General features: G+C 35.2%; 12 protein-coding genes. 4 read left to right on the forward strand and 8 right to left on the reverse strand.

Features of this window, described 5'->3' with window-relative positions:
• Positions 1–9: 9 nt before the first annotated feature.
• From AC6CHK_RS06730 to AC6CHK_RS06755, 6 genes are all read right to left on the reverse strand, one after another.
• Complete coding sequence (locus tag AC6CHK_RS06730) at positions 10–2,151, reverse strand: catalase (RefSeq protein WP_498094764.1); 2,142 nt, start codon at positions 2,149–2,151, stop codon at positions 10–12.
• 160 nt (positions 2,152–2,311) lie between these two features.
• Positions 2,312–2,896, reverse strand: coding sequence for a YciE/YciF ferroxidase family protein (locus AC6CHK_RS06735; RefSeq protein ID WP_498094766.1), 585 nt, complete (start codon positions 2,894–2,896; stop codon positions 2,312–2,314).
• Between the two features lie 160 nt (positions 2,897–3,056).
• Positions 3,057–3,653, reverse strand: a complete 597-nt coding sequence (locus AC6CHK_RS06740) for a Crp/Fnr family transcriptional regulator (protein WP_498094768.1) — start codon at positions 3,651–3,653, stop codon at positions 3,057–3,059.
• Positions 3,654–3,977: 324 nt separating this feature from the next.
• Positions 3,978–4,148 carry a hypothetical protein gene (locus AC6CHK_RS06745; protein WP_498094770.1) on the reverse strand — a complete coding sequence of 57 codons (171 nt, stop codon included), beginning with the start codon at positions 4,146–4,148 and terminating at the stop codon, positions 3,978–3,980.
• A 177-nt stretch (positions 4,149–4,325) separates the two neighbouring features.
• The gene (locus tag AC6CHK_RS06750) at positions 4,326–4,907 is read right to left on the reverse strand and encodes a 5'-methylthioadenosine/S-adenosylhomocysteine nucleosidase family protein (RefSeq protein ID WP_498094772.1); all 582 of its coding nucleotides are present in this window, start codon (positions 4,905–4,907) and stop codon (positions 4,326–4,328) included.
• 113 nt (positions 4,908–5,020) lie between these two features.
• Positions 5,021–6,076 carry an MFS transporter gene (locus AC6CHK_RS06755; RefSeq protein WP_498094774.1) on the reverse strand — a complete coding sequence of 352 codons (1,056 nt, stop codon included), beginning with the start codon at positions 6,074–6,076 and terminating at the stop codon, positions 5,021–5,023.
• A gap of 275 nt (positions 6,077–6,351) precedes the next feature.
• Here AC6CHK_RS06755 and AC6CHK_RS06760 point away from each other — a divergent pair, with 275 nt between their 5' ends.
• Positions 6,352–7,491, forward strand: a complete 1,140-nt coding sequence (locus tag AC6CHK_RS06760; protein WP_498094776.1) for a T9SS type A sorting domain-containing protein — start codon at positions 6,352–6,354, stop codon at positions 7,489–7,491.
• A 68-nt stretch (positions 7,492–7,559) separates the two neighbouring features.
• Here AC6CHK_RS06760 and AC6CHK_RS06765 read toward each other — a convergent pair whose 3' ends face one another.
• On the reverse strand, positions 7,560–8,225 hold the full coding sequence (locus tag AC6CHK_RS06765; protein WP_498094778.1) for a DUF6261 family protein: 666 nt from the start codon (positions 8,223–8,225) through the stop codon (positions 7,560–7,562).
• A gap of 356 nt (positions 8,226–8,581) precedes the next feature.
• Here AC6CHK_RS06765 and AC6CHK_RS06770 point away from each other — a divergent pair, with 356 nt between their 5' ends.
• Positions 8,582–9,325: a YDG/SRA domain-containing protein gene (locus AC6CHK_RS06770; protein WP_498094780.1), complete on the forward strand. Its 744-nt coding sequence runs from the start codon at positions 8,582–8,584 to the stop codon at positions 9,323–9,325.
• Positions 9,264–9,464, forward strand: coding sequence for an HNH endonuclease (locus tag AC6CHK_RS06775; protein WP_498094782.1), 201 nt, complete (start codon positions 9,264–9,266; stop codon positions 9,462–9,464). Before AC6CHK_RS06770 ends, AC6CHK_RS06775 begins: the two co-directional genes overlap by 62 nt.
• A gap of 118 nt (positions 9,465–9,582) precedes the next feature.
• Here the strand turns inward: AC6CHK_RS06775 and AC6CHK_RS06780 are convergent, their stop codons facing one another.
• The gene (locus AC6CHK_RS06780) at positions 9,583–11,055 is read right to left on the reverse strand and encodes a sugar MFS transporter (protein WP_498094784.1); all 1,473 of its coding nucleotides are present in this window, start codon (positions 11,053–11,055) and stop codon (positions 9,583–9,585) included.
• A gap of 127 nt (positions 11,056–11,182) precedes the next feature.
• Here AC6CHK_RS06780 and AC6CHK_RS06785 point away from each other — a divergent pair, with 127 nt between their 5' ends.
• Complete coding sequence (locus tag AC6CHK_RS06785) at positions 11,183–11,932, forward strand: NUDIX hydrolase (RefSeq protein ID WP_498094786.1); 750 nt, start codon at positions 11,183–11,185, stop codon at positions 11,930–11,932.
• Positions 11,933–12,041 lie beyond the last annotated feature (109 nt).

Raw genomic sequence — 12,041 nt, forward strand, 5'->3', positions numbered from 1 at the left:
AATACAAATTTATGTCAGATTGTTACGTTCTTTTTCAAGTTCCCAAACTCTGTGATTTGCGACAGCTTTTATAAAATCGGCATCCGGATTTTTGCTTTCATTATTAATGATGGCTGGATCAACATGCTTTTTCTTAGCAACATTGCTGGCGTTGTAAATGGCTTCCGTTCCTTCTCCGAAATAGATGGCTTTACAATGGCTGTAAGCTTCATTTATAAATTCTAGGACGTGTTTCTTATTTTCAGGATTTAAAAGTTCTTTTGTCGAATTTTCGCCTGCTGAAATATATAATGCATCGAAACAAACACTTTTAATGCTTGTCAGAGAATGTTTTGGAGTCAATGAAGTTCCATTGTTTGTTTTAATCGGGGCAACGCTTGGAGCGATGAGCTGTATTCTTGCTTTTTCTTTTTCAATTTTTTGCTGTAAAGAATTAAGAACTCCTTCATCCGAACCGTTTGCCACAATAAAGCCTATTGTTCTGCTTGAAATAGTGTCTTTAACTGTATTTTTCATGCTTAGCGCTTCCGAAATTTTTACTTCAGGCTCTCTTTCTTCACTTTGAAGTTCAGCAGGATTGGCGTCAGCCGGAATACTTTGGTTTGGAAGTTCCGGTCTTTTTACCTCAACACCTAGTTTCTGAGCTACTTTTCCAGCAAGGATATTATCAATAAAAGAAAGCTGGCCAACTACTCTTTCCCTGATTTTTGGCATTGTAACTTTTGATAATTCAAATATCAAAGCATTTTGAAGATGCTCTTGTTCAGGAATTGACTGGCTGTGGTAGAATAATTTAGCCTGCGAATAATGATCTACAAAGCTTTTGCTTCTGGCTCTGATCTTTGTTCCGGAAATTCGTTCCTGATGAGAAGTAAATCCGCCTTCTTTCATCATTGCCTGAAAAGGACATCCGCCGCCAATCGAGTTGGGTTCATAGCTTACTTTCCCTTTTACGATCTGTTGTCTCATATGTCCGTCACGCTGATTGTTGTGAACAGTATTGATCGAACGGTTGATCGGAATTTCATGGAAATTCGGAGATCCTAATCTGGATAATTGTGTGTCGGTATATGAAAATAATCTTCCTTGTAATAAAGGGTCGTTGCTGAAATCTATTCCGGGAACCAAATGTCCGGGATGAAAAGCAACCTGTTCAGTTTCGGCAAAGAAATTATCAGGATTTTTATTTAAAGTTAAAGTTCCGATGATCTGAACGGGAACAACTTCTTCAGGAATAATTTTGGTAGGATCTAATAAATCGAAATCGAAATCATTTTCATTCTCTTCCGGAACAATCTGAACTCCAAAGTCCCATTCCGGAAAATTGCCGTTTTCAATAGATTCCCACAAATCTCTTTTGTGAAAATCAGAATCTACGCCTGAAATTTTCTGAGCTTCATCCCAAGCTACAGAATGAACCCCTAATTTGGGTTTAAAATGAAATTTAACAAAATGAACATCTCCTTCACTATTGATAAATTTAAAAGAGTGTACCCCAAAACCTTCCATCATGCTAAAGCTTCTAGGAATTGCACGGTCACTCATCAGCCACATAATCATGTGCATACTTTCGGGCATTAGAGAAATAAAATCCCAAAAAGTATCATGAGCAGAAGCAGCCTGTGGAATTTCATTATCAGGTTCCGGTTTTACGGCGTGTACAAGATCAGGAAATTTCATAGCATCCTGAATAAAAAACACAGGCATATTGTTGGCTACAAGATCGTAATTGCCTTCATCAGTATAAAATTTTACGGCAAAACCTCTTACATCACGGGCTAGATCTGTACTTCCTTTGCTTCCAGCAACGGTAGAGAATCTTACAAAAACTGGTGTTTCTTTTCCTACTTCGGTCAAGAATTTTGCTTTGGTATATTTTTCAATGCTTTTTGTGAGTTTAAAAACTCCATGTGCACCCGAACCTCTGGCGTGTACAATTCTTTCGGGAATTCTTTCATGGTCAAAATGCGTGATTTTTTCTCTTAAAATAAAATCCTCCAATAATGTTGCGCCTCTTTCTCCGTCTTTCAAAGAATCCTGATTATTGTTGATCTTTAATCCCTGATTGGTTGTTAGTTTTTCGTTATCATTTGAAGTAGTAGATGATTCTAATTGGTTCAGCTTTTCGTTGTAGCCTTCTGTATTTTTCATATCAATATTATTTTGGTGTGGTGTTGGTGGAAGAAGCTATTTAAATGCTCTGGTAAACTTTTAAGGTTTTAGATATTTAAATATATTCTATGTTATTTGAGTTTGGTGACTAAAGCCACACAGAAAATTTCCTATATGGCTGTAATTTATTTTTGCGGATTTAATCCTCCTGTTCAGCATCAAAATTGATGAAGCTTTCTGCAATTTCTGTCAGATTATAATCGGTGTCTTCTTCTTCCTGCAAAGTTCTTTCCAGAAGATCGGCAGCCTTATCGTGTCCCATTGTGATGGCGAGCTGAACCAAGCCTCCGTAGCTTGCAATCTCGTAATGCTCTACTTTTTGGGCAGCAATAATAAGTGCGGCATCACGCGTCATAGAACCTTCTTCGGTAGATTTTATAATTTCTTCGCCTTCTTTTACAAGACCTTTTATGGCTTCACATTCTTTTTTCTCTGGCTGCTCATCAATTAGCTTAAATACTTTTTCCAATCGGCTTATTTGCTTTTTAGTCTGTAGCTGATGATCTTCAAAAGCATCTTTCAGTTCTTCGGTTGTTGCTGCTTCCTGCATTTTTTTTAATGCATCAACAATAGAATGCTCGGCGTAATATATATCTTTAAGAGAATCTACAAAGAATTTATGCAGCGGCGAACTTTTCATTTTGTTTTCATCTACGGTAGCATTGTCTACTTTCATTTTTCCTGTAGTTGTAGCTTTGGTATTGCTTGCTGTTTTAGTTGGCATAATTTTGTTTTTTTTGATTAAATTAATGTTAGTTAGTTTGTTAAACTTACAACAGCTTTATTATTCTGAATAATAAATTATACTTTAAATTCAAAAAGATTCCCCGCAATCTGTATAAATAAAGATTGTTTATCAATGAAAAGCCGGCTAAAAGTTTTTATTAATAGAGTATTTTTCTGTCTTTTATTTGGACAACATTATCTTTTTCCATAGACTTTAATACTCTTATTGCGGTTTCTGTGCATAATCCTGTGAGGCAGGCCATTTGTTGTCTGGTCAATGGCACCTGGAAAGAAAAAGGAGTTTTGCACTTTTGAAAGCTTTTCAAATAATTCAACAATCCGGTAAGTCTTTTGGCAGGATTTTTTGACGAATTATTCTGTAGCATAATATATTTATAGTAAAGCCGCTCAGAAAGATGTTTATTCAGGTCCATGCTGATTTTCGGATGCTGTTCCAACAATGCGAAAAAGTTGTTTTTATTTACTTTTAATACAGTACATTTATTGATTGCTACAGCATTCATCGGGTAACTGTGATCTCCAAAAAGTATGGATTCTCCAAAACTCTGTCCGGGGCCAAGAATGTTCTGAATAAATTCTTTTCCATCCTCGTCGTAATTATTAAGCTTAATATTTCCTTCTAAAATCTGAAAATAATAAAACGGCGAGTCTCCTTCTTCAAATATTACCTCTCCCGGGTAATACTGCTTCGTTTTTGCTCCTATAGAGTACAACAATTTTTCATCAATAACCATAATAATCAATTTTAATATAAATCAAATTTTAGTTTTAGACTTGTAATGTTCTATAATGAGGTAATAACTTTACTGTTCTCTTTGAACAACAAAAAGCAAACCATTTTTTAAAACAACATGTTAAAAAATGTTAAATTTTATAAATTGTTTAAACATATATCGGTTATTGATTAAATAATATAATTATAGTAAATAATAATTGAAGTATTAGCAATAAAGATATAAGCCAAGACAATAATCTTAGCGAAAACATTAAAAATTAAACATTAATATAATTGATCTCTATCCGCTTCAGGGCAAATAAAACGGATAGAGATGCTTAACTTATCTTCTGGCTCTTGCAGAATCAGTCTGACCAGAAGTGGCGGTGTCAGCCTGTGATGTTGTCGCGGTATCCATGGTGGCAGGTGGCGCCATCGTTGTTGTCGTATCTTCCATCAGAGTATCTGATGTAGTATCGGGTTGTGTCGTCGTTTCTTTTTTTGAACAACTCATTACTAAAAATCCTAAACCTAGGATTGTTAAAAAAACATTTTTCATAATAATTTTATTTGGTATGAGATCAAAAATAGAAATAATAAACGTTTATTATTTATGATCTGGATCATGTATACTATAAAAAGATTATGATTTAATAATTTTTTTAGTTAATTTTTATATTTTCTGTACTACTTAAAATTGTAATATTCTTTTAAAAGCTTCAGAAGCCAAATGTACTTGCTCAGCCCAATCGCTTGCGGCATCACTTCCGGCATCGTCGGAGATATATTTAAGGCACAAAAACGGAATATTTTCTTTCATAGCAACTAATGCCAAAGGATAAGCTTCCATGTCGATTACATTGTATTCGCTGTTGATATGATTCATTTCGAAACTGTCGCCGGTTCCGCATATTCCTTCTTTCAGGTTTTCCATTTTTAAACCGTATTCAATAACAGGTGGAATTCCGGATAACGGTGTCTCAAATTTTTTAAAGCCAAGCCCGCGAACATCCATATCACGTTGAATGAATTGTGTACAGCAGATAATTTCACCTTTACCAAAGCCATTACCGCCGGCAGAACCGAGATTAACGATAAGCTTTGGTCTTTTTCTTATAATTTCTTTAGTCAGTTCGTATGCTGCATTTACTTTTCCGATGCCTGTAAGAAGTTTATTTGTATGGTCGAATGCACTTCCTGCCTCGTATTCTAAAGCAAAAACAAAAAGTGTATCATCAAGCGAAAAAGTTGTTTCGTTATTTATCTTTATCATTATTTGATTTTTTTAGTAAAAACAATATGTGCTGCCAAAGCCAGTATACCCATAACCGTTCCTACAAGGCAAACACCTTCCCATTGTGCATAATGCCAGGCAACGGAAGCCAGTCAGGTTCCCAATGATCCTCCGATGAAATATGAAACCATATAAACAGTATTCAGGCGGTTGACGGCATTTGTTTTAATTAAAAAATAATTGGTCTGATTCATAATATGGCTCGACTGTACTCCCAAATCGATAAAAATCACACCGACAATAAGCCCCCAATACGTATTTCCCGCAAAATATGTGAAACCCCAACTTCCGATTAATATCAATAATGAATACAGTATGATTCTGTTTAAAGTCATTATCTTTTGCAGCTTTCCTACTTTTGCAGCGGCCAATGCACCTACCGCGCCTGCCAGTCCGAAGCTTCCGACTACAGAAGCTCCAACTTCAAACGGCGGTCTTTCCATATGGAAAACCAAAGTCGTAAATAATGCACACATCGATCCGAAAGCCATTGCCCCACGAAATGATGCCAATTGTAAGACAGGCTGTGTTTTTGCCAGATGTACGACAGATTTCATCAGCTCGACATAAGTTCCTTTAAAATTTGGTTGTAGCACAGGAAGCATTTTATAAACAACAATCCAGACTAAAAGCATCAATCCCGCCGCAATAATGTACACGGTGCGCCATCCCCAAAGCTCACCGACGATTCCACCAACGAATCTTGAAAGTAAAATTCCCAATAACAAACCCGAAACCACCAAACCGATGTTTTCAGATTTTTCATGTTCCGAAGAAAGTTCAGCGGCAATAGGGACAAATAACTGAGGAATTACGGAAGTGGCACCAATCAACAAGCTGGCAGCATAAAGCATCCACAATTCTGTCGCAAAAGCCATCCACAATAAAGCTCCTAAAACCAAAAGCAAATCAATCAGAATCAATTTTTTCCGTAAAAATTTATCTCCCAAAGGAACCAAAAGCAGCAATCCGAAAGCATAGCCAAGCTGGGTAAGAACCGAAATTTTTCCGGCAGCTGTTTCTGAAACATTAAGATCGTTGGATATAAGCCCCAATAAAGGCTGATTGTAATAATTGTTGGCAACAACAAGGCCCGAAATAACGGCCATAAGCCAAACAACAGTTTTTGAAATGTGTGAAGTATGCATTAAGATTTGTTGAACCTTTTTATGATATAGAAAATTGACGTAAAGGTAGGTTTTATCGAATTATTTTCAGATATATTATGTTTAAAATTGGATTAAATGTTCTTATTGATTAATTAAAAATAGCAGCTAAGAGCTATATTCTAACTCAAATAGTAAAATCTCAATGATTATTTTAAAATTGAAAGTATTATTCATAAATAAATGAAATATATTGATTATTTATCATAATATTTGTATTTAACTTCATACATTTGTTTCTAACAAAAAAAGATTATATGAAAAAATACGTATTATTTTGCATGTTATTTTTGGCAGCTAATTTTATAAATGCCCAAAATAATAATTGTTCAGGAGCAATAACGCTTACTGTAGGATCAACCTTTATTGCAGGAGCAATTACTTCTACAAATGTTGGCGCCACTACTGATGGTACTGTACCTTCTTGTAGTTCAGACGGAGCTGAGAATGTATGGTTTAAGGTAGTTGTACCTGCAAGTGGAATGTTAATAATTGAAACTCGTGAAGCTTCAGGTTCTTTATTTGATGATTCGGTTCTTACTGTTTATAGTGGAACATGTGGTACTTTAACTGAGATTGCATGTAATGATGATACAAACGCGAGTACTTTCTCACAGGTTACTTTAACGGGGCAAACTCCGGGAGCTACTTTATACATAAGTGTATGGAAATATGATTCTACGGTCGATAACGGAGAATTTCAGATTTCAGCATTTAACCCGGGAATAGCCAACGATATTTGCTCAAGTGCGATACAGCTTACAGTAGGAACAGATTTTACTTCAGGGATGATCACTTCACATAATTTCCTGGCTACTATTGATGGTACCGTACCTTCTTGCAGTTCAGATGCGGCTGAGAATGTTTGGTTCAAAGTAGTGGTACCTGCAAGTGGAAACATAACATTAGAGACCCGTGAAGCTGCTGGTTCTTCATTTGATGATTCCGTTCTTACCGTTTACAGTGGGACGTGTGGTTCTTTAACTGAAATTGCTTGTAATGATGATACAAATACGAGTACTTTCTCACAAATTGCATTAACCGGGCAAACTCCCGGCGCTACCCTTTATGTGAGCGTATGGAAATATGATGCATTTATAGATGGCGGAGAGTTTCAGATTTCAGCATTTGACAATACCCAATTATCTACCGTTGAGGTTTCTGAGAAGAAAGATAACATCAAAGCTTATCCAAATCCTTTCAGTGATCTTCTTACTATTTCAGATATATCCGAAGTAAGGTCACTTTCTGTTACTGATTTTTCTGGAAGATTAATCAAAACCATTGAAAAACCTTCATCTTCAATTCATTTAGGAGACTTAAAAGAAGGAACTTATTTGATTACTTTAAAAATGAACGACGGAAGTGTAAAAACGATTAAAACGATTAAAAAATAAACTCTTTTAAATATTAATAAACCATAAAGGCTATCAAATCTGATAGCCTTTCTTTATATGAAACCGCACTACCCTTTTGCAGCCTTTACCAGTTCGTTGATGTCGGCATAGAGCAATTTCCAGTCTGGTATATCTTTCATGGCGGTGATGAGATTTAAGAGAGATTTTAATATTTTCTCTAAATCTCTGCGGATTACCGATGCGCTTTTCATCTGTCGGAGACCGGCATTTGCTACTGCCTGTTCGGCAAACAGATCTTCGAATAGATCCTGCTTAGATTTCATGTCATTAAAAGCTGTTATGAGGTTGAGGCTTGCCAGCTTCTGTATATTTTCTGTTTTGTCTAAAGTTTCGATCAGCTTTATCATTTGGGCAGTCTGAGTTGAGTAGCTTTCCTTATCCATATCAAGACCATGAACCTTGAAAATCTGAAACAAATCTTCAGCGAACTGATAATTGGCTAATGAAGTCATTTTTCTGTAGCCGTTGAGGTAATTTTTTAGTATTCTGAAAGCATTATCCCGTTCTTTATCTGCCCCTGCTACATCTACTCCTTTGCCGCTGTAGATCTGTTTGGTGTATACAGCATCATAATCCGCGTATATTATTTTGAAGTCTACGAACAAAGGATGGTCGCTGATGATCGGGAAATTTCCTGATTCTGAACTGCTGATGATTCTCTGAGAAAGAGTAGCCAAATCTTTTGTACTTAGTTTTGATAATGTAATTTTCATTTAATTTGTGTTTTAATAGTTAATAATTCATTTATTACAGGTTTTAAATGTAAATAAATAATTGTTTTGTTCCAAATGTTTTGTGTGAAACAAAATGACTTTGTGTTTGGTCTCACTCAAACTGTAGGAAACTTCCGCCAATTGTGTTTTGTTATAAAACATTTGATTTGAAACAAAAGTAAAAGTTGTTTGGTTACAAAACACCTGTTTTGTGAGTTCCGGAGAAGTTTTGAAGGGTGAAAACGGGTGTTTTGAGAGTTATTATTTTAATAATTTAATCGCATTAATCTTATCGACATATTCTTTGTCAAAAAGTATTTTTCACTTTTGTATATTTGGCTACTAGAGGAATTGTTATGAAAAGAATATTTGGTGATATAGATAAAATTTTTGAAGGTGATATATTTGAAAGCAGAGGTACATTATCATTAGCAAAAGTTCACAGACCATTACAGGCCGGAATTAGTGGGTCTGAACTGGAAGGGGCAGATTCAGTCGTAATTTCGGGTGGTTATGAAGATGATGAGGATCTTGGCGATATTATTATATATACTGGTCATGGTGGTAAAAGTAATGGTTCGAAAAATCAAGTAGCAGATCAAGCATTAGCTCGTGGAAATAAGGCGTTAGCAATTTCCCAAGAAAATCAACTGCCAATAAGGCTTGTAAGAGGTGCAAATAAACATTCTAAGTTTGCTCCTACAACAGGTTATAGATATGATGGTCTTTATCTCGTTACTGAATATTGGCACGAAAAAGGAAAAAGTGGATATATAGTGTGGAGATTTAGATTAGAAAAGATTAAAAGTAAAGAAAACATTAAAGTTTCTACAAGTATTATTAGTGAGCCTGAATCAAATTACTCTAAAACAATTAGAAAAGAATATGTAGTTAATAAAATAATTAGAGAAACAAAAACTGCTAAATTTATAAAACTGCTTTATAATGATATATGTCAAATTTGTGGTATTCAAATTAAAAGCGCTGTCTCAACTTATTCTGAAGCTGCGCATATAAAATCTTTAGGAGCGCCTCATAATGGGCCAGATACCAAAAGAAAATATCCTTTGTCTTTGTCCAAATCATCACAAAATGTTTGATTTAGGAATTATCTCTATAGATGAAAATTTTAATATTTTAGGTTTGGAAAAGAAAAAACTAACTATAGATCCTAAACATAATATTAACTTAAAGTTTATTAAATATCATAAAGAACATCATTATAAAAAGTTATTATGATAGTCAAAAACAAATCTGATGGATTTACAATTCGTGATTTATTTGAAACCTTAATGATTGTAAATTCATAAATCAAAAACCTGCTCAACAGCAGGTTTTCCATATATAATCAAAAATATTAATGTCCCGATTTAGCATCCACTTCCTGCTTCACATGTTCCAAATATTTAGTACAGTACGCGCCGAAAATTAAGATCGCCAAATAACAGAATACAGGAATAATAAACGAATTCTGAACCCCGAAAATATCAGCCAGATAACCCTGGAAAATAGGAACAATAGCGCCTCCTAAAATCGCCATTACAACCAAAGACGAACCTTGGCTTGTATATTTCCCTAATCCTGAAATTGCCAGCGTATAGATGTTGGAGAACATTATAGAATTGAAGATTCCGATTCCTAAAATACTGTACATTGCCATTTCGCCATGATTTACCATTGCCGAAATCAGTAATAAAACATTGATTCCTGCAAAGATTGATAACGTTCTTGCTGGAGCAGATTTTCCGATAAAGAAAGCAATGAAATTAAGAGCAATAAACACCAGAAAGAAACTGATCTGTGCAAAAGTAAGATCAACAATACTGAAGATCACCAGAAAAACAGCAATTGCCGCACCCAACATATAAAGCACTTTCTTGGTCTGGTTTAATGATTGGTTTAAAGAAATTGCACCCAGAAAACGTCCGATCATTGCGCCACCCCAATATAAAGAAAGATAGTTTTTACTTACCACTTCAGAAAGATTCATGATTTGAGGTTGCTCAAGAAAGCTGATGATAAAGCTTCCAACAGCCACTTCCCCACCAACGTAACAAAACATGGCAAAAACACCAAACTTCAGATGATTGAATTGCAATGCTCCCAAACCTTTTACAATTTCCTCTTCATTCGTCTGAAAAGAAGGAAGCTTTACTCTTGAAATCAGCAAAGCAACCAATAATAAAATTCCTGCAAAGATTAAATAAGGAATTCTGGTTGCTACCGCGCTGAAAGATCCGTCAGCAGCAGAGAAAAATTCAAATATCAAATGACCACCCAATACCGGAGCAATTGTAGTTCCGAATGCATTGAAAGCCTGCGTCATATTCAACCGGCTCGATGCAGATTCTTCCGAACCTAAAAGCGAAACATAAGCATTGGCTGTAATCTGTAAAACGGTAAATCCTAAACCAAGAACAAATAAAGCCCCCAAAAATAAACCGTAAGATGAAAATGTAGCTGCCGGATAAAACAAAACGCAACCTAAAGCCGCAAGAAAAATACCGAACAGAATTCCTTTTTTGTAACCTACTTTGTTGATCGGGTCTCCACTTGATGATGAGATCAGAAAATAGATCAGCGAGCCTATAAAATACGCTCCGAAGAAACAGAACTGCACAAGCATCGATTCGAAAAAGGTAAGCTTAAAAAGCTGTTTCAGATATGGAATAAGGATGTCATTCATACATGTGATGAAGCCCCACATAAAGAATAAAAGTGTAATGGTAACCAGCGGAATCGTGTAATTCCTGCTTTTAGATTTTACTTCATTGATCATAAACATTTGTTTTAAATAAATGAGGCTAAAGATACTTTCTTTTTGTCTCATTTTGGGTTTTTAATGTTAATTTTTATCACAAATTTTTCAAATTAACGGTATTTAAGATCAGTTTAGGCTAAAATCTTTTTTTATTATTAAATTTGTAGCGCAATTTTTTCATAAAAACCATCATTTAATGGATTACAAACAGAAGTTTTGGGATAGTTCGGCAGAGGCAAAAGAAATCTATATTCCTCATCTTTCGGCTGATGCGGTGATTTTCGGATTTGAAAAGAATGAGCTTAAAGTTCTTCTTCTTAAGATGAGTTATCGCGGTCAATGGATGCTGCCCGGAGGCTACATCAGAAAAGATGAGAACCTGGATGATGCTTTGGCGAGAATACTGAAAACAAGAGTTGGTGTGAGTGGTATTTATCTTGAAGAATTTGCGGTTTTCGGAAAGAAAAACAGAAGCGAATTTTATTTTGAAGATTTTGACGAAAGCCTTTTTCAAAAACAGAGATTCATATCGATAGGATATTACGCGCTGTACAATTCTTCTGTAATTACGCCTATTCCGGATGAATTCAGCGAAGTTTGCGAATGGATGTATCTGAGCGAATTGCCAAAAATTGAACTGGCGATGGATCACAGGGAAATCATCGAAAAAGCACTGCTTGCGCTCAGAGAAAAAATTGCAATAAAACCTATTGGATATAATCTTTTACCCGAAAAATTTACCCTTTCCGAATTACAGAAATTGTACGAAACTATTTTGGGAACGAGCCTAAACCGTGGAAATTTCTACAGAAAGATTAAAAACTTAGGAATTCTCACCAAATTAGATGAACAGCGTCGAGGCGGTGCACACAAATCGCCTGATTTATACACTTTTAATGAAGAAAATTATGCCAAAGCATTAGAAAATGGCTTAAATAATTGGTAAAATAAAATAAGCCGTGCGAAAATCAACACGGCCTATTCTTATTTAAATCTAACCTGAACTTTTTAGTGAATTGTGAATATCAATTTGGTAATTAAAATTCACTATTTAA

The organism is Chryseobacterium sp. GQ58 (genome assembly GCF_059758895.1).

Excerpts from the sequence above, each read along its gene's own strand:
- AC6CHK_RS06730 (WP_498094764.1), bottom strand. The coding sequence starts at position 2,151 with ATGAAAAATACAGAAGGCTACAACGAAAAGCTGAACCAATTAGAATCA.
- AC6CHK_RS06735 (WP_498094766.1), bottom strand. The coding sequence starts at position 2,896 with ATGCCAACTAAAACAGCAAGCAATACCAAAGCTACAACTACAGGAAAA.
- AC6CHK_RS06740 (WP_498094768.1), bottom strand. The coding sequence starts at position 3,653 with ATGGTTATTGATGAAAAATTGTTGTACTCTATAGGAGCAAAAACGAAG.
- AC6CHK_RS06745 (WP_498094770.1), bottom strand. The coding sequence starts at position 4,148 with ATGAGTTGTTCAAAAAAAGAAACGACGACACAACCCGATACTACATCA.
- AC6CHK_RS06750 (WP_498094772.1), bottom strand. The coding sequence starts at position 4,907 with ATGATAAAGATAAATAACGAAACAACTTTTTCGCTTGATGATACACTT.
- AC6CHK_RS06755 (WP_498094774.1), bottom strand. The coding sequence starts at position 6,076 with ATGCATACTTCACACATTTCAAAAACTGTTGTTTGGCTTATGGCCGTT.
- AC6CHK_RS06760 (WP_498094776.1), top strand. The coding sequence starts at position 6,352 with ATGAAAAAATACGTATTATTTTGCATGTTATTTTTGGCAGCTAATTTT.
- AC6CHK_RS06765 (WP_498094778.1), bottom strand. The coding sequence starts at position 8,225 with ATGAAAATTACATTATCAAAACTAAGTACAAAAGATTTGGCTACTCTT.
- AC6CHK_RS06770 (WP_498094780.1), top strand. The coding sequence starts at position 8,582 with ATGAAAAGAATATTTGGTGATATAGATAAAATTTTTGAAGGTGATATA.
- AC6CHK_RS06775 (WP_498094782.1), top strand. The coding sequence starts at position 9,264 with ATGGGCCAGATACCAAAAGAAAATATCCTTTGTCTTTGTCCAAATCAT.
- AC6CHK_RS06780 (WP_498094784.1), bottom strand. The coding sequence starts at position 11,055 with ATGAGACAAAAAGAAAGTATCTTTAGCCTCATTTATTTAAAACAAATG.
- AC6CHK_RS06785 (WP_498094786.1), top strand. The coding sequence starts at position 11,183 with ATGGATTACAAACAGAAGTTTTGGGATAGTTCGGCAGAGGCAAAAGAA.